Here is a 21,829-nt window from a genome sequence, read left to right as displayed (position 1 = left end):
AGTTCCGGCCGGCTAAACGCTAGCGCGGTTCTACGGTCCAACCGCGTGCGGTACGGTGGGCTTCCAGCGTGATTCCGCTCTCGTTTGTTTCACCACCTGCATATTGCGGACGGCGCGGCGCGGACTTGCCTGTGGTCAGTTTGAGCAGAACGGCAACAGCGGCAATGAACAGACCGGCCGCTGCGGTAATAACGGCGATAACGCCGGCCATGAAAACAATCGCGATGGCGAGCAGACCCTTGAGCATCCAGCGTGCGGCCTGGCGCAGGGTGTAAACGATGCGACCCAATACAAGATCGGCCGAAATAGGGGTGCGGGCTGCTGTCATGTGCGTGTCTCCTGCACTCGAATGTGAAGCCAGTACGCTTCAGAATCAATCTCTGAGCGGTGGAAAGCTCTAATTTGCCGCAATCAGACCCCGTTCTGCACGGATGCGTGCATAGGCGCCGGTGATCGCGGCAGCCTTGTCATGGGCGGCAAGTTCAAACTCGCGCGGCGCCCCATTGCCGACAAGCCGATCCGGATGATTGTCCGCCATGAGGCGGCGATAGGCGCGCTTTATATCGTCAAACGCAGCGTCATGGGAGACGCCAAGAATATGATAGGGGTCGTGGCGATCGGGCCCGAGATGGCTTGCCCGGATGCGCCGGAAGGTGCTCTCGTCAAAACCAAAACTGTCGGCAACGGTGCGCAGATATTGCAGCTCATCGTCTGTCACGACGCCGTCAGCGCCTGCGATCATGAAGAGCCCGTCCAGGACACCTTCAAGCAGGCAGGGCCTGGCGCTGTACTTTCGGCCGATCTTGCGGGCATAGGCTTCGTAGCCGCGGACGGTCTGCTTGGCGATGCTGAAGACGCGGCGGACCTGGGCGGCATCTTCGGGCGCTGCCCGGAAGATGCGCGAAAACATCATGACTTCCGCGTCGCTGACCCGGCCATCGGCTGCCGCCATCTTTGCGCTGAGACCGATGACAGCGGCTGTGAAGCCCACATCGTTCGGATCAGGCGCGCAGCCCTGCTCAGCCCCGGACGGCTCTTCGGTCGAGTCGGGGTCAAAGAGGCGCTTTCCGCCATCGATGAGCATCTGCCAAAGGCTCATGAAGGTGTCAGTATAATCCGATCAGGGGCTGTAAACAGTGACCTATACTCATAATTGCCAACAATAAACATTACGCCTTTGTGAGAATTTCCCTCTATTACGTGGAGTCTTCCGGCCTGTCCTGCTGGGTGAGGGCTGCCCGCAGCTCCGCCATTTCAGTCCTGATCGAGGAGAGAAGTTTCAGCATCTCGTCGCGGTCCTCGCCGGCATGTTCAACATCCTCCTCAATGTCTTCCAGCAGCTCTTCGGTGGCCGCCTTCTGCTCGGCCGCAAGTGCCTCGACCACAAGAGCAATGAAGAGGTTGAGCACGGCAAAGCTCGCGATGAAGATGAAGGTCATGAAGAAAAGCCACGCCCAGGGGTGGCCGTCATCGATCACTTTTTGAACGACTTCGAAGCGCCAACCATCCATCGTCATCACCTGAAACAGCGAGAAGGCAGAGCTTGGCAGGTCTCCGAAGAGCTGCAGCACTTCTTCATTGTCGGTATCGCCGTACAGGTCCGTCGCCATGACGGCGTAGACATAGGTCAGCAGCGCGAGCACCGCGACGATAGCGCCCATCCCAGGCAGCGCCTTCAAAAGCGCTTCGGTGATGCGCTTCATCATGGGCACGACATGTAAGAGGCGCAGCACCCGCAGGACGCGCAGCGCCCGAAGCACAGAGAACGCCTCGCTTCCCGGCAGGATGGAAATGCCGACCACGATGAAATCGAACCAGTTCCAGCCCGACCTGAAGAACTGGAACCTGTAGACGGTGAGTTTCAGAAGAATCTCGACAGCGAATATGTAAGTAATCGCCCGGTCGGCGGCGTTGAGAGCTGTTACGAGTGTACCCGGCAGTCTGTTCTGATAGGTCAGAATGCCGAGAATGATCGCGTTCACAATGATCAGCGCGGTGACCAGATTGCGAAACCAGATGCTCTCGATTGCCGCTTCGAGCTGGGATGCATGTGTTTCCAGATCCAGCGTCGCGCGCGCCATGTCCCCTCCACGTCTTTAGACCACTGCTCTTCCTATGTCGGAGCAAGCGATGATGCGCAATCAGTCAGCCGAGGTCGTGGTGTCACTGATGATCTGCCACTCGCCATCCATTTTTCGGAATACGAGCGTGAGAAGGCCACTCGGCGCGTCCGATGTGCGCTGCAACTGCCAGCGCCCGTGCAATACTGCGGCATCTTCCGAAAGCTGCACGGTTTCAAGCTCGGAGAATGAGAGCTTTCCCATCGCTTCGCGAGACGCATAGCGGGTCTCGTAGCGATCAAGCGTCTGCTCGAACCCGCGCGTTACTGTGCCGCCTGACGCAAAGCGAAGCTCTGGTGACGGCCAGTAGCCCTGCATGAAGTTTTCTATATCGCCGCGGTTCCAAGCCTCCGCCTGTGCGCGGACCACAGCTTCGATACTCGTCGATGCCGACTCCATCGGACTGGCTGGTGAGCCTGCATTGGGCGATCCGGCACATCCGGCTGCAAACAGGATGACAGCGAGGAGCGGGGCGGGCCGTGCAAGACTCATTGATTTTCCTTTTCATTCAAGCGACCAGTGTAGCGGTTTCATCCCGTAAGGGAATTGCGCGCGAAATAGGTTCGCCGCGCAATGGAAAATGCCGGTTGGCTGGGAATTGAGCGCTTATGACGATCATGGTCCTACTGATTATTGGTGGGCTGGTCCTCCTCTTCGCGGGCGGGGAGTTTCTCGTGCGCGGATCGGTCGGCGTTGCGCGCAGGCTCGGCATGTCAGAGCTTCTGATCGGCCTCACACTTGTCGGGTTCGGCACCTCAATGCCGGAGCTCGTGACCAGCCTTCAGGCCCTCTCCGACGGGTCGGTGGGTATCTCCATCGGTAATGTCATCGGCTCCAACATTGCCAATGTGCTGCTTGTCATCGGCGCAGCCTGTCTGATTTCACCGATTGTCACAGATCCGAGAGCGCTGGCCCGTGATGGACTTTTCATGGTTGCTGTCACAGCGCTTTTCGCTGCCGTGATCTGGATTGACGGGTTCACGCGCCTCACGGGCCTGGTTTTTCTTGGTGTGCTGGCGGTGTACCTGGTGGTGTCCGTGGTGCTCGATCGGCGACGTAACTCTGCGGCGGGCGCTCTTCATTCTAGCGAAGCCGAAGTGGTCGAGACGACCGAGCCTTTCTGGCTTTCGATCCTGTTTGCGCTTGGCGGCATTGCAGGCGTCATTCTCGGCGCGCGTTTTCTTGTGTCTGGCGGTTCAGACCTCGCCCGGGTTTTCGGCATTTCGGAGACGGTCATCGGGCTCTCCATCGTCGCCATCGGAACCAGTCTGCCGGAACTGGTTACCTCCGTCGTATCCGCGCTCAAAGGCAAGGCAGATGTCGCTCTCGGCAATGTCATTGGCTCGAACATCTTCAATATCCTTGGCATCATGGGCGTTTCAGCAGCCGTTTTCCCGTTCAGCCTCATCACGTCCAGGGAGCCTGCTGCCGATGCCCCGGTCGATGTCAGTGCAATGGAGTATGGCGAGATGACCAGTCTCGTAACGGCGCAGGACATGGGCGCGCTGGCGCTTTCCGTGTTCCTGCTGGTGCTGTTTGCCTATACCGGGCGCAAGCTGGCGCGCTGGGAAGGGGCAGTTTTGCTTCTGTCCTATGCGACCTATATGGCGCTCAGCTTTGGCCTGTTGCCACGCTTTGGAGGGTTCTGATCGATGGGCGAAAACATCTATAGCGGACTTGATCAACTCGGCGGACAGAGCACCATTCCGGCGTCTCCAGAAGAGGCTGAACTGGAGCGGGTCCAAAATCCGCACGCGGGCACGGTTTACCTCGCCCGTTTCACGGTGCCGGAATTCACCTCGCTCTGCCCGGTCACAGGCCAACCTGACTTTGCGCATATCGTCATCGATTATGCCCCGGGTGAGTGGCTGGTCGAGAGCAAGAGCTTGAAGCTCTATATGACGTCATTCCGCAATCACGGCGCCTTCCATGAGGACTGCACCGTGGCCATTGGCAAGCGCTTGCAGGACCTGCTGGCGCCGACCTGGATGCGTATCTGCGGCTACTGGTACCCGCGTGGGGGCATTCCTATCGATGTCTTCTGGCAGACCGGGCGTCCGCCAGAAGACCTCTATGTGCCGGATACCGGTGTTCCGACCTATCGGGGACGCGGTTAAGCGCGTTCGAGTGGCGTCACGCCGCTGTCGGTCCGCTGGGCGCGGAAGCTCGCAATGGACTGCGTCGTGTACGACGTGTCCAGAATGTCTGAGACTTCAACGAATTCGGACGTGACTTCGTCGCCTGTCAGGGTGACCAGCGTGTAGCCGTGGCCATCGGTCTTGTGCCAGGCGATGTCGTCATTGGCTTCGGTGAACTGATCGCCAAGGTCGGGCACATCCTTCACATAAGTGCCAAGACCTGGCGAGGTGACAGACGTACAGCCGAACTCGACCCCGCGAAGATCACCTGACGCGTCATGGAGCGTGTTTGCCCACGAGGTGTGCGTATCGCCAGTGAGCGTGATGAGCCGTGCCCCGGAGGCGGCAACCGAGCTGTAGAGGCGTTCACGTGCGGCTGGAAACCCGTCCCAGGCATCGAGGTTGAAGGGCAGGCCCATCTGGCTGAACGGGATCATCTGCGCGACATAGCCGCTCTGGGCCGCCCTTTGCTCGGCGCTCAGCGTTTCCATCATGTTCGGTGCGCGCACCTTGGCCATGATCACCTGGTTGGCGAGGACCTGCCACGCCTTGCCCCCGCGCACCGAAGACTGGAGTTCGTCGGTCAGCCAGCTTTCCTGCACGCGTCCCAGCATGGTGCGATTTTCGTCGTTGACGCGGCCCATGACCTCCTCGGCCTTGGCCGGGACAGCTTCTGGCGCGACGCCCGCCAGTTCTGCGCCCCATGATATTTCGTCGGAGCGGCCGGTGAGGCGGGATTCCAGGCAAAAAATCGTTGCCGTGTCGCCGAATGAGAATTGGCGGTAGATGCCGCCAAGGGCGCGTCCGGCTTCTGGATCGCGCACCGGCATCCATTCCAGATAGGCCTGAACGGCAGCCTGCTTGCGGTCGCTCCAATTGCCTTCTGTCTCGGCTTGATGGTTTTCAGCGCCGGTCCGGTATGAGTTGTTCGTGCTCTCATGGTCGTCCCAGGTGCAGAGCCATGGCGCAACGGCGTGTGCGGCCTGGAGCATCGGATCGTTTTTGTACTGGGCGTGACGCATGCGGTAGTCGCCAAGCGTCACGATTTCCATTTGCGGTTCATGATTGCGGCCGATCTGCTGGCCGATCTGACCGCCATATCCATCTACGCCATACTCGTAGATGTAGTCACCAAGGTGAATGACGGCGTCGAGGTCCGCGCGCTTGGAGATGGCGTCATAGACATTGAAATAGCCGAACGGAAAATTCGAACAGGAGACGACGGCGAACTTTAGTGGCGGCTTGCCGGAGGCTGCTGCCGTTTTCGTGCGCCCAACAGGCGATGTGATCGTGCCGTCACGCGTCTGCGCCGTGAACTGGTAATAGTAGACTGAGTCAGGCTCTAGGCCGTCGGTATCGATTTTTACCGTGAAGTCGCGGCCCGGGGCGGCTTCGGTCAAGGCCTGGCTGACGATGGCGGTCATGTCTGCATCGCGCGCCACCAGAAGGTTCACAGGGATCGGTGCGGTGTTTTCTTCATTGGCTGGCGTCACACGCGTCCAGAGGATAACGCGGTCGCTCATCGGATCACCTGACGCGACCCCATGCTCGAAGGTCGCCGACCCGGCATAAGCGGGTCGCGTATCGGCCAGAGGGTTGTCTCCGCCTTCCGTTGCGCAGGCCGCCAGGCCGGCGGCGCCAGCGCTGAAGCTCAGAAAATGACGTCTTGAAATCTTACTCACGAAACACTCCTCCCGAATCTCTTTTTCCTCATTACCGCGCGATCATGACGACTCCACGAAACAAGGTCTATAAGCTGAGCCGATGAGCACATTGACCGCGACACCAAGCCCGGAAGACCAGGGCACACGCCTCGACCGTTTCCTTTCAGAAGCCTTGCCGGAGCTATCGCGCTCACGGGCGAAAACGCTGATCAAGGAGGGCGCCGTCAGCGTGAACGGCCGTCTCGCAGACGATCCGAAAGCCGGCGTTATACCGGGAGAGACCTATACGTTGGATATGCCGGCGCCTGTGCCCGCCACGCCAGAGCCCGAAAATATCCCGCTGGATATCCTGTTTGAGGATGAGCACCTGTTGCTGGTGAACAAGCCTTCCGGCATGGCCGTTCATCCGGCTCCGGGCAGCTGGCAAGGGACGCTGGTCAATGCGCTGCTTTACCATTGTGCAGGTCAGCTGCCGGGTATCGGCGGGGTCGAACGCCCCGGCATCGTTCACCGCATCGACAAGGGCACGACGGGGGTTCTGGCCGTCGCAAAAACGGAAAGCGCCCATGCTGGCCTCTCAAATCTTTTCAAGGACCACGATATTGATCGAACCTATCTTGCCGTAACGCGCGGCGCACCGCGCCCGCTCGTCGGGACTGTTGATACCCGGATCGGTCGGTCAACGGCGGATCGCAAGAAAATGGCTGTCATCCGCGATGAAGACAGCGAAGAGGGCCGCCATGCCGTTACCCACTACAAGGCGAAAGAAAGGTTTGGTGAGCTGGACAAAGGCGCAGGCCTGCCGGCCGCTGCGCTGATCGAATGCAGGCTTGAGACAGGCCGCACGCATCAGATCCGTGTCCACCTCGCGCATATCGGCGCGCCGTTGATCGGCGATCCGACCTATGGACGCAATCGGGGCATCAAGGCCTATGGGTCTGGCGATGCTTTCTTGAAAGCGACGACGCTGGCGCGCAGTTTCAACCGACAGGCGCTTCACGCCGCAAGTCTCGGATTTTTGCACCCCGTCACAGGTGAAGACGTGTTCGCCGAAGCGCCGCTGCCGCCCGATCTCAATGAGCTGCTAACGGCGCTTCGCGCGATGTAGGCGTTTAGCCTTGCGGCTTGAACCAGTCTGGCAGCTTGTAGGTCATGCCGAGATCTGCTGCGACAGGCTCATGCGTAATGTGGCCTTCAGCGACGGTGAGACCGTTTGCCAGATGCGGGTTTGAGTTCAGCGCCGCGTGCGTGCCCTTGTTGGCAATCTGCAGGACGAAAGGCAAGGTGGCGTTATTCAGCGCATAGGTCGATGTGCGCGGAACTGCGCCCGGCATGTTCGCCACGCAGTAATGCAGGATGCCGTCGACGTCATAGATCGGGTCTTCATGCGTGGTTGGCTTTGATGTCTCGAAACAACCGCCCTGATCGATGGCAATATCGACGAGCACAGCGCCCGGCTTCATCGTCTTCAACTGTTCGCGGGAAATGAGCTTTGGGGCTGATGCGCCCGGTATCAGGACGGCGCCGATGACGAGGTCAGCTTCCTTCACGGCCGCATCCAGCGCCGCCTTGGTGGAGAACATCGTCTTCACAAGGCCATTGAACTGGGCGTCCAGTTCGGCGAGGCGGTTATTGTTGCGGTCGAACACCGTCACATCCGCGCGCATGCCGACTGCAATCTCTGCGGCGTTCGTGCCGGAAACACCGCCACCCACGATGATGACCTTGGCAGGCTGTGTGCCCGGTACACCGCCGAGCAGCAGGCCGCGGCCGCGCTTGGTCCGCATCAGGGCCCAGGCGGCCACCTGCATCGACATACGCCCGGCAACCTGGCTCATCGGGCGCAGTAGTGGCAGGCCGCCTGCTGGCTCGGTCACGGTTTCATAGGCAATCGCCGTACACCCGGACTCGATCAGACCCTTGGCCTGAACAGGATCGGGGGCGAGGTGCAGATAGGTGAAGAGCGTATGTTCTGGCGTAAGGCGCGCGGTTTCTTTCGGCTGGGGTTCCTTCACCTTCACGATCAGTTCGGCAGACTTGAACACAGCGTCCGCGTCAGCAACGATTTTCGCCCCAACATCGGTATAGTCGCTATCGGCGAACCCCGAGCCGAGGCCTGCGCCTTGCTGAACAAAGACCTCATGGCCAGAGTTGACCAGATCGCCGACGCTTTCTGGCGTCAGACCGACCCGCGATTCCTGCTTCTTGATTTCAGTCGGCACACCAATGCGCATGGGTTAGTCTCCCGGATTGAGTTTGTCGCACATTAGTCCTCGGCCAGCGGCATATCTTGCCAATTCGCATTGGCCCCGGAACCGGTGACGACAATATTTTTCCCGGCCTGGCCGCTCAGACAGAAGCCTAGTTCGAGCGGAGCGAATAACCAGCAGCGCGAACGGTGCGAATTGGGTCGTCTCCGCCATTGCTCATCAGGGCCTTGCGAAGCCGACCGACATGCACATCGACCGTGCGAACCTCGACATAGACGTCAGAGCCCCAGACCCCGTCCAGCAGCTGCTCACGTGAGAAGACGCGGCCTGGATGCTGGACAAAATAGTCGAGCAGGCGAAATTCGGTCGGGCCGAGATGAATTTCCTCGCCATTGCGGCTGACCGTGTGGGTCGTCCGGTCGATGGCGATGTCACCAACTGTCACCTTGTCGTCGACAAGAGCCGGACGGATACGCCTCAGGACAGCGCGGACACGGGCCATCAGCTCGGTCGTGGAGAACGGCTTGGTGACATAATCATCGGCGCCCGTGTCGAGCCCGCGAATTCGGTCGGTTTCCTCTGACCTGGCCGTCAGCATGATAACCGGGAGGTTGGCCGTTTCCGATTTCGAGCGGATGCGGCGACAGACTTCGATGCCGGGCACTTTTGGCAGCATCCAGTCCAGAAGCACCAGATCTGGCAGGCGCTCTTCCAGCAATAGCATCGCTTCGTCGCCATCGGGCGCAACGGCGGTGTCGTATCCTTCGCGTTCCAGATTGTAGCGGAGCAGTTCAGCGACTGCTTTCTCATCTTCAGCAATCAGGACGAAAGGCTTCAACGCTGGTCTCCATCTTCTGCCAGCCGGGATTCAAGCTTGGCCCCGGTCGTCGCTTCACCGGTCACCATATAATAGACAGCCTTGGCGATATTGGTGGCGTGATCTCCGATACGTTCAAGGTTCTTCGCCATGAAAATGAGGTGCGTGTTGGACCCGATCTGGCGTGGGTCTTCCATCATATAGGTCAGCGTTTCGCGGAAGAGCGAGGTGTAATGGTCGTCGATATCGTCATCCATATCGAGCACCATCTTCGCGGCTTCGATGTCCTGACGCAGATAGCAGTCGAGCGCCATCTGAAGCTGATGTGAGACGGCACGCGACATGCGTTCGATGCCCTTCACGGCAGCGCGGTTTTCGTCGCCGGTCAGCTCAAGACAGCGTTTCGCGATATTCTTGCAAAGATCGCCGATCCGTTCGATGTCGCCGGCAAGCTTCATGGCACCCAGAACGGCGCGAAGGTCGGTCGCCATCGGATGGCGAAGGGCGATGATCCGGATGATGGCCTTCTCGGCTTCGACCTCAAGCTCATCGATTGAGCGGTCGCGCTTGATGACGTCGCGGGCAAGTTCAAGATCGAACGTTGCGACGGCGCGGCTCGCATCCATGATCATGCTCTCTGCCAGCCCGCCCATTCGAAGGAGGTTGGCGGAGAGGTGCTCTAGTTCATCTGTGAAGGCTGTAACAATATGGTCGGGCATCTGCTTCTATCTCTTTGCCGCTTAACCGATGCGGCCAGTGATGTAGTCTTGGGTGCGGCCGTGCTCGGGATTGGTAAATATTCTCTCGGTGTCACCATACTCTATCAGCTTGCCGAGGTGAAAGAACGCCGTCTTCTGTGAAACGCGGGCGGCCTGTTGCATCGAGTGCGTCACGATCACGATACAATAGCGTTCACGAAGCTCGTCGATAAGCTCTTCGATCTTGGCCGTTGCGATCGGATCGAGCGCAGAGCATGGCTCGTCCATAAGGATGACTTCCGGGTTCACCGCAATGGCGCGTGCAATACAGAGGCGTTGCTGCTGGCCGCCGGAGAGACCTGTGCCAGGCGCCGGAAGCCGGTCTTTGACTTCTTCCCAGAGGCCGGCCTTGCGCAGTGACTTCTCGACGATCTCATCAAGCTCAGCCTTGCCGGAGGCGAGGCCGTGAATGCGAGGGCCATAGGCGATATTGTCATAGATCGACTTCGGGAACGGGTTCGGCTTCTGGAACACCATGCCGACGCGTGACCGCAGCAGGACCGGGTCGATCGAAGGATCGTTGATATTGGCCCCGTCCATGTAGATCTTGCCGGTCACCTTGGCCGTCTCGATCGTGTCATTCATCCGGTTGATACAGCGCAGGAATGTGGACTTGCCACAGCCTGACGGGCCGATGAATGAGGTAACCGACCGGTCCTCGATTTCCAGCGAGATGTCCTCGATGGCCTGTTTGTCGCCGTAATAAACGTCGATATTCTGGCAATCGACCTTGATCGGGTGGGCAGCGCCTTTTTCGGCGGCGGACGATCTGGTCTGGGTGAAGTGTTCCATATTTCCGTCCATTTCTACCATCTCCTCTCAAAGCGGCGTCGCAAGATGATTGCGAACAGGTTCATGAGAACCAGGAAGACGAGCAGCACGATAATAGCGGCTGCCGTCTGTGGCTCCCATGCGCGTTCGGCGCCTGTCGACCACTTGTAAATCAGAACGGGCAGGACCGTCGACTCATCCATTGGCCCATCAGGTACTTCTGCAACGAAGGCCACCATGCCAATCAGCAGAAGCGGTGCTGTCTCACCAAGCGCGCGGGCCATACCGATGATGGCGCCGGTCAGGATACCAGGCGCGGCCAGTGGCAGAACATGGTGGAAGACCGACTGTGTCTTTGATGCGCCGACGCCCAGTGCAGCGGTCCTGATCGATGGCGGCACGGCTGTCAGCGCGGCGCGCGACGCGATAATAACGGTGGGCAGCACAAGCAGGCCAAGCACGAGGCCCCCGACCAGGGGCACGGATCGGGGCAGGCCCAGAAAATTGATGAAAACCGCCGCGCCAAGCAGGCCGAAGACGATCGAGGGCACCGCAGCAAGATTATTGATGTTCACTTCAATAAGGGCGGTAAGGCGGTTCTTCGGCGCAAACTCTTCCAGATAGACAGCCGCGAATATGCCAACTGGAATGGAGAGCATGGCGGTGACAGCCATCGTCAGAAGCGAGCCGAAAATGGCAGCCGCTGTGCCTGCGAGTTCCGGGTAGGTACTGTCGGAATTGGTGAAGAGCGACGTGTTCAGGACCGACTTGATCCGGCCTTGGTCTTTCAGGATCATGGTCCAGGCGATCTGCCGGTCGGTGACGGTACGGTTTTCCTGACTCTGCGCGAGGACAAGCGCGTCGATATCCGCGCCAGACGCGGGCAGGGTCTGCGAACCGGCAAGATAGGTCAGCGAGACTGTCTCGCCATTGGCGCTTTCCATCCGGTACCAGGTTTCGCCGACCTTGATGAGGGCGTCAGCTGTCGCCTCATCGACATCCTCCCGGCTGAGCTCACGCATCGTTGAGCGGAGCTTTTCGGCCGCAGCCGCTGAGCCGAGTGTGAGGGTCACGCCGGACCCGGCCGCGCCTGACAGACTATCTGCTTCGCCGAGGTCCACTGATTTGCGCGCGCTGACGCCGCCCTTCAGAAAAAGATCGATATCATCGGCGAGCGCGACATTGAAAACCTGCTCGGTGCCGATCGTTTCCAGGGCCTCGGACGTTTGCTGCGCGATCGGCAGGACGGCGAGCCTGGTAAAGAGTCCATAGAGCTCGCGCTGGATGGTGCGGCCTGGATTGTCCGACAGGAACTCATCAGACAGCTGATCCTGCAGCATCAGGTTGAAGCCGCTGACATTGCGTTCGATCAATTGGGGATCGCGCGCGCCCTCTGGGTCGATATAGCTGGCTTTAATATTGAGATCATAGGTCAGGACGTAACGGGAAAAGGCGGTGCTTGCCTGTCCAAAGATCGAGACAAGCAGGGCGATCAGCGCAACGATGGCCGTCCCGATCGCGAGCTGACCATACAGCTTGAACCGCGTCTCGGCCGCGTGGCGCTTTTTCAGCCGCTTGAGTGCCTCTTCGGTGACAAAGGTGCCCGTGACTGGCGTATCTGAAGTCGGGCTACTCATACTTTTCCCTGTACTTCTGGACCACGCGAAGCGCGATGAGGTTAAAGATCAGCGTGACGATGAAGAGAACGAAACCGAGGGCGAAGGCTGAAAGCGTCTTGGCACTGTCAAACTCTGTGTCACCGGTCAGCAGGGCCACGATCTGAACCGTGATGGTCGTGAGGTCAGCTGTCGGGTCGCCCGTGATCTGTGCGCGCTGACCGGCCGCCATGACAACGATCATGGTCTCGCCAATGGCGCGGGAAACAGCCAGAAGGAGCGCGGCGATCACACCGGGCAGGGCTGCCGGCATCACCACCTGCTTGACCGTTTCGGACTTTGTCGCCCCCATCGCATACGCCCCATCGCGCAGCGTCTGCGGAACAGAATTGATGACATCATCTGACAATGAGGAAACGAACGGGATGATCATGATGCCCATGACGAGACCTGCGGCGAGCGCGCTTGTCGGCTGCGCGGCAAGCAAGCCATCCGGGACAAAGGGGAGCCCGTTGATCCAGGTTGCGCCGCTCCGAACGAGCGGCGCGACAAATTGCAGGGCGAAGAAGCCATAGACGACTGTCGGAATACCGGCGAGCAATTCCAGGATTGGCTTGACCACGCCGCGGACACGCGGGCTTGCATATTCAGAGAGATAGATCGCCGAATAAAGCCCGATCGGGGCCGCCACCAGCATGGCGAGGAAGGCGATAAGGAACGTGCCAAAAAAGAGAGGTATCGCGCCGAAATCAGCGCCCGTCTGGGCGTTCCACTCGGTCCCGAACAGGAAGCTGAAGACGCTGACGCGCGAAAAGAAACGCAGCGCTTCGAACAGCAGGCTGGCGACGATGCCGACCGTTGTCAGGATCGCGATCGCCGCACAGAGGAACAGCATAAACTTGATGCCATCCTCGACCCGGGCCCGCGCGCGGAACTCTGTTCCGAGCCGGCTGCGCGCGAAGAAGAACCCTCCGGCAGCGGCGGCAAGGGCCAGCAGGATGGCGAATATCCGCGAGAGGCCGACAAGGTCGGTGAAGCGCTTCGAAGCGGCGTCAAACAGCGCGTTTCCCGTGGCGGCGGCGTCGATGCGCCTGGCGTGCTCGGAGATGCGGTCAATATACTGGCCAAGCTCAAGCTCACCGAGTGAGCGGATGCGCTCTGGCAGTTCACTTGCCAGTTGAGCCCGCACCAGCGATTCGCCGAACAGGACATAGAGAATCAGGATGATAGCCGCAGGCGCAATCGTAGCCATGGCAACGAAATAGCCGTGATAATTTGGCTGCGAATTCAGCTGTACGGTCCGCCCATTGGCGAGCGCGACCGCCTGGGTCCGACCAACAAAAAACGCCATGAAGCCGGCCGCGGCGAGAACTGCAAAAAGCAGCCAAGCCACCGGCAGATGTCCGAAGGTCTCCAGCATTCCGCCACGCACCCATAACAAGCTTTATGCGCCTCTTAGCGCGGCTGGTTGACACATATGTGACACATACTGATCACAAGACGGTAACCCGCAGATTCAGCTGCAGTCAGAAGCCTGCCGGGGCGTCGAAATGAAGGCGCGCGCCCGTTGATGGGTGGGTCAATTCCAGCCAGCTGGCGTGAAGGCATAGCCGGGCTGCACGCGTGGTGTCGCCATAAAGCCTGTCGCCCAGGACGGGGTGACCGATGGCAGAGAGGTGAAGGCGCAGCTGATGCGTGCGCCCTGTCACCGGGCGCAGTTCTAGTCGCGTGAAGGTCTCGTATGTTTCGAGGATCTGCCATCTGGTAAGAGCTGGCTTGCCGCCCAGTCTGTCGATGCAGCGCTTTGGCCGATCGTCCCAGCGCCGACCGATTGGAAGCTCGATTTCGCCGGCCTGGCCGGAAGGGCGACCGTCCACCAACGCATGATACACCTTGGTCACTGACCGGTCTTCAAACTGTCGTGAGAGATGGCTCTGCGCGGCCGGGGTTCGAGCGAAGACGATAAGGCCGGACGTGTCCATGTCGAGCCGGTGAACATCAAGGACAGGCCCGAACATTTGTCGCAGATGGGAAAGGGCGCAGATCTGCCGCGCAGCGCCGCGTCCCGGGACCGACAAGAGCCCGGACGGCTTGTCCGCCACGACAACGTCATCGTCCTGATGAATGATCCGCAGGGCGCTACGCGGCGGCGGCCTATAATCTGGCTCCTCCGGCGGGCGCATCATCAGCTGCGCGCAGGTGCAGCCACCCCAGCCTCATGGCGCGGCAGCCAGACGCCAAAGCTCGCACCTTCTTTTTCCTTGCTTGCAACTGCAAGCCCGCCGCGATGGCGCGCCATGATATGTTTGACGATTGCAAGGCCAAGGCCTGTGCCCTCAATGTCTCCGCCGCGGCTCTCATCGACGCGGTAAAAACGCTCGCCGAGACGGGAAAGATGCTGGCGCGCAATGCCCGGCCCTGAATCGCTGACACTGATCCAGGCGGCCGCGGCTTCTGCGGACGCGCGCGGTTGCAGCAAGACCGAGCGAACGGCCTCACGGTTCTGGCTGGTCGCAAGTATCGCCGCATCCGTCATGCTGGGAGATGTCCCCATGGTGACCGTAACGCGCCCGCCCTTCGGCGAGTATTTGAGCGCGTTGCCGACAAGATTTTGCACCACTTGCGCAATCTCGTCCCACTTTGCGGTGACGGAGACATCTGTGCTGAGGCCGCTGACGGAAAGCTGGATGGACTTTTCCGCCGCCAGGGGCTGCAGGGCAATCACGGTCTGGCTCAGCACATCGCCGAGGGCGATGACTGTGTCGGGCGCGCGATGTTCGCTGAACTCGATGCGCGAAAGAGAAAGGAGGTCTGATACCAGGTGACGCATCCGATCGGTCTGTTTGTGCATGATCTCCAGGAAGCCGTCCCAGGACTCCCGATCGTCGCGCGCTGGCCCTCGCATGGTCTCGATAAAACCGGCAAGCGCTGTCAGGGGCGTGCGCAACTCATGGCTGGCATTGGCGAGAAAGTCAGCGCGCGCGCGCTCTGCGCGGTGAACGGCGGTCCGGTCCTCGAAGACGATAAACACGCTTTCCGGCTCCGGGCCTGCCGTCAGGTGGGCGAGCCATAGCTCGTCTCCGTCCACGGCCATGAACTCCACCCGTTCGCTTGCGCCCGTCCGGGCGACGCGATCGGTCGCGGCGAGGACATCGGGCTGCCGGATGATAACCGACTTCAGGGCGCCTTCGGTCTGCTTGATCCGGAACAGCTCGGTAATGCGCTGATTGGCCGAATCGATACGTCCTTCATCGGAGATATAACAGGCTGGAAAGGGGAGGGCATGAATGAGCGAGCGGACCGAGGACTTCAACGTGTCCTCGCCATTGCTCTCAAGCGCAAGCGGGCTATCCCTCATGTCTGGCGGCGCGGATCCGACAAAATAGGCAAGCGCCCCAAGGCATAGAACGATCACGGCCGTCAGGCCTTCGAAAAAGCCAAGCGCACCGCTGAGGACCAGCAAGCCAAGAAGGGTGCTCGCCGATACGACAAGCACAAGAAAGTCGCGTGCGCGTTCGGTGCGACGGTAGGCCTTCTGTTTTGTGTGTGCAGTCTGCATTGCCATAGATTTCCAAGAACAAGAAAAGCGCCGTGCGGCAAGTGTCGAACCTGTCTTGCGTCAGCATTCAGGACTAGGAAGCTGCTTGTCACCGACATACTGCAGATAGATATTGAAAATCGATAATTGTTTGTTGACAGTCAACTAGTCGCTGCTAAGTGCTGCGATCGAACGGAATGAGGATCGGATGAAGTTCCAAGGCACACTTCTTGCCCTGTTTTTGGCGACAGGATGCAGCAGTCTCCCGACGATGACGGAGCTGGCCGGCGAGCCGGTCGCAGTGTTCCCGGCTGCGCCCGATGCGCCAAAAGTCTGGGCGAAGTCAGGCGTTTCCGGGCAGTTGCCAGCAGGCAACTGGATCGCCCAGTTCGGCGACCCCGTCATGGAGGCTCTGGTCGCTGAAGCGCTTCAGGCCAATCCTGATCTTCGGGCCCAGTACTTCATTGTCGAAGCTGCACGTGCCCAGTCGCGTTCGGTCTACGGTCGCTCGCTGCCCAACGTTTCGGTGGGCGGCTCTGTTGGCGCAACCTCGACCTATAGCGAAGTGCTGGATGAGCGGTTCACCGATCCGTCATATGGCCTGCGCGCGGATGCGAGCTGGACAGCCGACTTCTGGGGCCGGATTCAGGCATCTATAGATGCAGCTGAAGCTGACCTTGCTGCCAGCGAAGCTGACCTTGCATCTGTGCGCCTCTCCCTTGCTGCGCAAACCGCTATTGCCTGGACTGATCTGAATGAGGCGCTTGCCCAGGAGCGGGTGGCTGTCGCGACCTATGAGGCACGCGACCGTGTCGTTACGTTGACAGAACGCAGATTTGCGCGCGGCCTTGCGAACGCGCTGGATGTCCGCACTGCCCGCAGTGCCCGCGCCACCGCCGAAGCGGCGATTGCGGCTCGCAGGCAGGCGCTCGGCAACGCGTCCCGGCGACTGGAGATTCTACTCGGCCGGTACCCTGCTGATGAGATCGAAGCCCCGGCTGTTTTTCCGGATCTGGCCCCGATAGAGACGGCCGGTACGCCAATTATGCTGCTGTCGCGCCGGCCTGACATCGCCGCTTCTGAGGCACGGCTGGTCGCTACCGGGCTTCGTGCTGAACAAGCGCGCCTCGCGCTTCTGCCGACCCTTAGCGTGAGCGGGACGCTGAGCACGAGCGATACAAATCTGGCGGATGTATTCGACCCGGTTCGTATCGCGGCAAACGCGATTGCCAGCCTGTCGCAACCTGTCTTCAATGGCGGCGCGCTTCGGGCTGACCGGGACGCTGCAATTGCACGGGCCAAAAGTGCGCTGGCGACCTATGCTGGCGATGTCCTGGTCGCGTGGCGCGAAGTTGAGGATGCGCTCGCCGCCGACGACTTCCTTGCAACTCAGGTTGATGCACAGCGCCGCGCCCTTGAAGAAGCGAATGAAGCTGAAGCGCTCGCGACCCGCCAGTACACCAACGGCCTGGTGTCGATTTTCAATCTGATCGATGCCCAGACACGTAGACTGAATGCCGAAAGTAATCTGATTGCGGCACGGTCAGCACGCGTTTCAAATCGCATCGCATTCCATCTTGCCATTGGCGGTGCGGTTACAGAGGGGCCTGAAGCCTCCGAACCTGATATATAAGAGTCGAAAACAGAGACCTCCCATGAAGCGTATCATTGCCATTGTGTTGCCAGTCCTCGTTCTCGTTGTCCTTGTCGGCGGCGGGTTTGTCCTGACAAGTATTTTCAAGCCGCCAGTAGAGCGGGCAGACGAGCAGCCTCGTGGCCTGTCGGTTTTTGCGGAAGCGGCGGAGCGGACTGCGCTTGATCTGAAGGTGAACGTTCAGGGTGAAGTGCGCCCCAAGCGCCAGATCGTCGTTGCCCCGCAGATTTCAGGTCGAGTCTCCTATGTTTCGCCGGACTTTGTTGACGGTGGCTTCATTCGCCAGGGGCAGGTCCTGGTTCGCCTTGAGGCCGCAGACTATGAGCTTGGCGTGACCCGCGCGCGCTCTGGTGTTGCCTCAGCTGAACAGGCGCTGGCCCGTGAGCGCGCCGAGGCTGAGCTTGCACAACAGGACATTGAAGATCTCGGTATTGAAGATGCCAGCCCGCTCGCCCGCCGCGAACCTCAGCTGGCTGAAGCCGAGGCCAACCTCAATTCGGCCAAGGCGCAACTGGCCGACGTCCAGCTTGCGCTGAACCGGACCGCGATTACCGCGCCTTTCTCGGGCCGCGTGCGGGAGCGCAGCGCCGACCTTGGCCAGTTCGTTAGCCCGGGTCAGGCGCTCGGCACCATATTCGCCACAGACGTTGTGGAAGTGTCCCTTCCGCTTTCCGATGAAGAGCTTGGCCGGACAGGCCTGCCGCTCGCCTTTGCTGAAACCGAAGAACAGCCAGGCCCGCAGGTCGTCTTTTCGACCAATGTTGCCGGTGAGCGCCGTGAGTGGATAGGCCGCGTGAAGCGGACATCTGCTGCGCTTAACCCGCAAACCCGCCTCATCAACGTCATCGCAGAGCTGGAAGACCCATACGGCGCCGGCGCAGATGATGGCGTCCCGATGGCGCCTGGTCTTTTCGTGGATGCGCAAATCGATGGCCGCCGGATCGAGGACGTCGTCCGTATCCCGCGCTCGGCCCTTCGCGGTGTTGACCGTGTCTTCATCGGCGACGGGCCGAATGGGAAGCTGGAAATCCGCACTGTCGACGTCATCTACAGCACCGATGAAGGCGCCTATGTCTCAAGTGGCGTCGAAGACGGCGAATACGCGATCGTGTCACCGATCCAGGCCGCATTTGACGGGATGAGCATTCAGGTCGTCGAGCGCATGCCGGATGGCTCGCTGGAGCCGCGGACCCCGCGGAAGACGGCGACGGACGAAGAAACCGAAGATGAGAACGCCGCACAAGTCGCCGGTGAAACCGAGGGGGCCTCGCAATGAATGGAATAGTCGCCTGGTGGGCCAGGAACGGCATTGCCGCGAACCTTCTTATGGTCATTGCTTTTGTCGGCGGTATTTTCGGGTTTCTCAGCCTGGAGAAGGAAGCGTTCCCGGCTGGCGACTGGAATGGTGCCAGTGTCTCGATCGCGTGGCCCGGCGCCTCGCCGCAGGATGTCGAAGACCAGATCGTTGTCCGGCTTGAAGAAGTTGTCGCCGACATTGATGGTCTCAAGCGGCTGACAGGAGTGGCGCGCGAAGGCGTTGGTTACATCAATCTCGAAACAGAGCTCGATACCGATGTCGATGAGTTCGTCGACGAGGTGAAGCGCCGCGTCGATACGATCTCCAACCTGCCGCAATCGGCGTTCCCGGCTCAGGTGAGCCGCTGGAGTGCCAATAATCAGTTCATGGGCCTTGCTCTTCACGGCGATGTCGATCCGGGCACATTGAAGTTTTACACCGAAGAGATGCGCGATAAAATTGCGCTTCTTGAAGGTGGTGAGCTTGCTCAGGTGCAGGGCACGCTCGGCGAAGAAGTTTCGATTGAGGTCTCCGAGGCAGCGCTTCGTCGCTACAACATGACTTTCACCGAAGTTGCCGCTGCTGTCCGCAGCTCTTCGATAAACTCATCCGGCGGCACGGTCCGCACCGAAACGGGGACCGTCGCTATCCAGGCGCGCCAGCTCGCCGATACGCGAGAGGATTTCGAGAACATCGTCATTCGCCAGAGCGCAGAATTTGGCACGATCCGCATCCGCGACGTCGCCAACGTCGTTGACGGCTTCGTCGATGGCGATCTCGATGCGACCTATAATGGAGAGCCGACGGCCTTCATCATGGTCAACCAGCCCGAGAGAATGGATATCGTTCTCTACTCCGACAACATCCATGACTTCGTCGAGCGGGCCAATAGCGGCCGCGGGCCGGATGCGCTGCCGGAAGGCCTGCGCATGGACGTGCTGTTCGACATGTCTGAAATCTACAAGGGCCGGATGGACACGATCAGCTCGGCAGCCTTTCAGGGCATGTTCCTGGTCATGATCATTCTGATCCTGTTCCTGCGTCCGGTCGTGGCGCTGTGGGTCACGGTCGGCATCGGCACGGCATTCGCTGGCGGCATCATGCTCCTGCCGCTGTTTGGTGTTTCTCTGAACTTCCTGTCGTTATTTGCGGTTCTGCTCGTGATCGGTGTGGTCGTCGATGACGCCATCGTCGTGGGTGAGAATATTCACAAGGAAGTCGAAAGCGGCCGGCAGCAGGGGCTGGGCGCATCCACGATCGGCACGCAGCTCGTTCTGAAGCCCGTTGTGTTTGGCGTCCTGACCACAATGATCATGTTTGCGCCGTGGGCCTTCATTCCAGGCCCGGAGCGCCAGTTCACCGCCCAGATTACCTATGTGGTCGTCGCAGCGCTGGCCTTCTCCCTCATCGAGTCGATGTTCATCCTGCCGTCGCACCTCTCGCACATGAAGCCGCAAAAGTTCGACGGCCCTGCCGGCAAGCTGATGCTTGTTCAGCAGCGTATCGCCGACAGCCTCGTCACCTTTGCGAATCGGGTCTACCGGCCGCTTCTCGAATACGCAGTCAAGTATCGCTATGTGACGCTGTCTTTCTTCACGTCCCTATTCGTGATCGCCGTCCTTCTGGTCCAGCAGAACATCGTCCCTTTCCGTTTCATGCCGCAGATCGAGGATGACCTGGTCCAGGTTCGTGTCGACTTGCCGGACGGGTCGCCGCAATCGCGTTCACTACAGGTGCGTGACCAGCTTCGCCTGGCCGTTGAGCAGTCGCGCGAGACGTTCGATGAGCGGTATCCAGAGCTCGGTGACCGCCACATGATCAGCGACATCTCAATCGTCGCAAGCGAAGGCAACGTCCAGTCATGGATTGGCCTGCTTCCGCCGCAGGAACGCCCGGACGGCGTCTCCACAAAAGAGATCGCTGACGAAATCCGCGCGAATTTTGGTGAGGTGCCTGACGCCGAAGAAGTGAATTTCCAGTTCACCATCAACAACGCCAACAACTCGATCCGCTATGCCATCAACAATGACGATCTCGATCTTCTTCGGCGGGCCGCAGAAGATGTGAAAATCCAGTTGGCGACATATGAGCAAGCCTTCGACATCAGTGATAATCTGTCCTCGGCGGCGCAGGAGATCCGGATTGACCTCAAGCCCGGTGCGACTTCGCTCGGCGTGACCCTTGGCGACGTGACCTCACAGGTGCGTGCTGCCTATTATGGCATCGAGGCCCAGCGTCTGCCCCGCGATGGCGACGATGTGCGCGTCATGGTGCGATATCCAAAGGAAACCCGCGAATCCATCGACAGCCTGAGCGATCTCAGAATCCGGACAGGCGATGGACGTGAAATCCCGCTTGAGCAGGTCGCGGAAATCTCCTTTGCACCGGGGATTGATCGCATCCTCCGCCGTGAACGGATGAGGTCGGTGACCGTCTTTGCCGACCTTGTTGGCGATGGCACGCGCGCAACAATCAATGCCGATATGGAGCAGAATTTCTGGCCGGACTTTGCCAAAAAGTACCCAACGGTTACCCGCGGCGCGGTTGGTGATATCGAAAGCGAGCAGGAATTCTTCAGCGATATCATCTCGCTATACATCATCGCTTTCGTGTCGATGTATATTCTGCTGGCCATCGCCTTCCAGTCCTATTCGCAACCGCTCTTGCTTATGATTGCCATCCCGTTCGGATATGCGGGGGCCGTCTTTGGGCATCTTGGGTTTGGTGTGCCAATGGCGCTGTTCTCGATGTTCGGGATCGGGGCTGCGGCCGGCGTCGTGATCAATGATAACCTTGTGCTTGTCGATTATATCAACCGTCGACGCGCAGAAGGGGCAGGGGCACTTCAGGCCATCGTGGACGCCGGCGTTTCGCGCTTCCGGCCTATTCTGCTGACATCTGTGACGACCTTTGTCGGGATCCTGCCCATGATCGCCCAGAAGTCGGTGCAGGCACAGTTCCTCAAGCCGATGGTCGTCTCCCTCGGATCAGCCGTCGCATTCGCGCTCTTTGTATCTCTGTTGCTGGTGCCGGCGCTCTATGCGATTGGCTGCGAAGTTGGACGTATCTTCCGCTGGACCTGGGGTGGTCGGCCCTATCGCCAGATCGGCGAGAGCTATGATGGCGAAGCCAATATCGATGAGGAAGAACTCATCGGCACAAGCCGGGGCCACCGGCCGCAGCCGGCAGAATAAAATTGCCTTGGTGTGCGCCTGATGCGGCTGGATTATCCCCTGCAGCGTGCAA

Annotated in this window: 19 protein-coding genes; 6 read left to right on the top strand and 13 right to left on the bottom strand. The window is 59.8% G+C overall.

Going from position 1 to position 21,829, the window contains the following annotated elements:
- Positions 1-19: 19 nt before the first annotated feature.
- The 4 genes from F550_RS0109005 to F550_RS0108990 form a co-directional block, all read right to left on the bottom strand.
- On the bottom strand, positions 20-328 hold the full coding sequence (locus F550_RS0109005) for a hypothetical protein (protein ID WP_018148217.1): 309 nt from the start codon (positions 326-328) through the stop codon (positions 20-22).
- Positions 329-397: 69 nt separating this feature from the next.
- Entirely contained in the window at positions 398-1,099 is a 702-nt protein-coding gene (locus tag F550_RS0109000; RefSeq protein WP_026180674.1) for a molecular chaperone DjiA, read from the bottom strand.
- Between the two features lie 97 nt (positions 1,100-1,196).
- Positions 1,197-2,081: an ion transporter gene (locus F550_RS0108995; protein WP_018148215.1), complete on the bottom strand. Its 885-nt coding sequence runs from the start codon at positions 2,079-2,081 to the stop codon at positions 1,197-1,199.
- A 60-nt stretch (positions 2,082-2,141) separates the two neighbouring features.
- Complete coding sequence (locus F550_RS0108990) at positions 2,142-2,612, bottom strand: YybH family protein (protein ID WP_018148214.1); 471 nt, start codon at positions 2,610-2,612, stop codon at positions 2,142-2,144.
- Between the two features lie 116 nt (positions 2,613-2,728).
- Here F550_RS0108990 and F550_RS0108985 point away from each other — a divergent pair, with 116 nt between their 5' ends.
- Both F550_RS0108985 and queF read left to right on the top strand, forming a co-directional pair.
- The gene (locus F550_RS0108985) at positions 2,729-3,769 is read left to right on the top strand and encodes a calcium/sodium antiporter (RefSeq protein WP_018148213.1); all 1,041 of its coding nucleotides are present in this window, start codon (positions 2,729-2,731) and stop codon (positions 3,767-3,769) included.
- Between the two features lie 3 nt (positions 3,770-3,772).
- The gene (gene queF / locus F550_RS0108980) at positions 3,773-4,237 is read left to right on the top strand and encodes a preQ(1) synthase (protein ID WP_018148212.1); all 465 of its coding nucleotides are present in this window, start codon (positions 3,773-3,775) and stop codon (positions 4,235-4,237) included.
- Here the strand turns inward: queF and F550_RS0108975 are convergent.
- On the bottom strand, positions 4,234-5,940 hold the full coding sequence (locus tag F550_RS0108975; RefSeq protein WP_018148211.1) for an alkaline phosphatase D family protein: 1,707 nt from the start codon (positions 5,938-5,940) through the stop codon (positions 4,234-4,236). The genes queF and F550_RS0108975 overlap by 4 nt on opposite strands.
- An 82-nt stretch (positions 5,941-6,022) precedes the next feature.
- Between F550_RS0108975 and F550_RS17380 the strand changes: the two genes are divergently transcribed.
- Positions 6,023-7,030: an RluA family pseudouridine synthase gene (locus F550_RS17380; RefSeq protein ID WP_018148210.1), complete on the top strand. Its 1,008-nt coding sequence runs from the start codon at positions 6,023-6,025 to the stop codon at positions 7,028-7,030.
- Between the two features lie 4 nt (positions 7,031-7,034).
- Here F550_RS17380 and ald read toward each other — a convergent pair whose 3' ends face one another.
- From ald to F550_RS17375, 8 genes are all read right to left on the bottom strand, one after another.
- Positions 7,035-8,156 carry an alanine dehydrogenase gene (gene ald, locus F550_RS0108965; RefSeq protein ID WP_018148209.1) on the bottom strand — a complete coding sequence of 374 codons (1,122 nt, stop codon included), beginning with the start codon at positions 8,154-8,156 and terminating at the stop codon, positions 7,035-7,037.
- 127 nt (positions 8,157-8,283) lie between these two features.
- On the bottom strand, positions 8,284-8,970 hold the full coding sequence (gene phoB / locus F550_RS0108960; RefSeq protein ID WP_018148208.1) for a phosphate regulon transcriptional regulator PhoB: 687 nt from the start codon (positions 8,968-8,970) through the stop codon (positions 8,284-8,286).
- On the bottom strand, positions 8,967-9,668 hold the full coding sequence (gene phoU / locus F550_RS0108955; protein WP_018148207.1) for a phosphate signaling complex protein PhoU: 702 nt from the start codon (positions 9,666-9,668) through the stop codon (positions 8,967-8,969). Before phoU ends, phoB begins: the two co-directional genes overlap by 4 nt.
- Positions 9,669-9,689: 21 nt before the next feature.
- A complete protein-coding gene (pstB, locus tag F550_RS0108950; protein WP_051076864.1) occupies positions 9,690-10,499 on the bottom strand; it encodes a phosphate ABC transporter ATP-binding protein PstB in 810 nt (269 codons plus the stop codon).
- A 14-nt stretch (positions 10,500-10,513) separates the two neighbouring features.
- Complete coding sequence (pstA, locus tag F550_RS0108945) at positions 10,514-12,115, bottom strand: phosphate ABC transporter permease PstA (RefSeq protein WP_018148205.1); 1,602 nt, start codon at positions 12,113-12,115, stop codon at positions 10,514-10,516.
- Positions 12,108-13,514 (bottom strand): phosphate ABC transporter permease subunit PstC, encoded by a 1,407-nt coding sequence (gene pstC / locus F550_RS0108940; RefSeq protein WP_018148204.1) that lies wholly within the window; start codon positions 13,512-13,514, stop codon positions 12,108-12,110. The genes pstA and pstC overlap by 8 nt, the downstream gene beginning before the upstream one ends.
- Before the next feature lie 106 nt (positions 13,515-13,620).
- Complete coding sequence (locus F550_RS0108935) at positions 13,621-14,280, bottom strand: RluA family pseudouridine synthase (protein ID WP_018148203.1); 660 nt, start codon at positions 14,278-14,280, stop codon at positions 13,621-13,623.
- A complete protein-coding gene (locus tag F550_RS17375) occupies positions 14,280-15,653 on the bottom strand; it encodes a sensor histidine kinase (protein ID WP_018148202.1) in 1,374 nt (457 codons plus the stop codon). The genes F550_RS0108935 and F550_RS17375 overlap by 1 nt, the downstream gene beginning before the upstream one ends.
- A gap of 187 nt (positions 15,654-15,840) precedes the next feature.
- On the opposite strand from F550_RS17375, the gene F550_RS0108925 reads away from it, so the two are divergent.
- The 3 genes from F550_RS0108925 to F550_RS0108915 are packed head-to-tail and all read left to right on the top strand — an operon-like array spanning position 15,841 to position 21,777.
- Positions 15,841-17,265 carry an efflux transporter outer membrane subunit gene (locus tag F550_RS0108925; RefSeq protein WP_018148201.1) on the top strand — a complete coding sequence of 475 codons (1,425 nt, stop codon included), beginning with the start codon at positions 15,841-15,843 and terminating at the stop codon, positions 17,263-17,265.
- 22 nt (positions 17,266-17,287) lie between these two features.
- Positions 17,288-18,562: an efflux RND transporter periplasmic adaptor subunit gene (locus F550_RS0108920; RefSeq protein WP_018148200.1), complete on the top strand. Its 1,275-nt coding sequence runs from the start codon at positions 17,288-17,290 to the stop codon at positions 18,560-18,562.
- Positions 18,559-21,777: an efflux RND transporter permease subunit gene (locus F550_RS0108915; RefSeq protein ID WP_018148199.1), complete on the top strand. Its 3,219-nt coding sequence runs from the start codon at positions 18,559-18,561 to the stop codon at positions 21,775-21,777. The genes F550_RS0108920 and F550_RS0108915 overlap by 4 nt, the downstream gene beginning before the upstream one ends.
- Positions 21,778-21,829 lie beyond the last annotated feature (52 nt).

The sequence above is a fragment of the Henriciella marina DSM 19595 genome (genome assembly GCF_000376805.1).
Taxonomy (GTDB): domain Bacteria; phylum Pseudomonadota; class Alphaproteobacteria; order Caulobacterales; family Hyphomonadaceae; genus Henriciella; species Henriciella marina.
The sequence above is the reverse complement of the archived record's forward strand: the minus strand, read 5'-3'. Positions and strand labels throughout refer to the sequence as shown.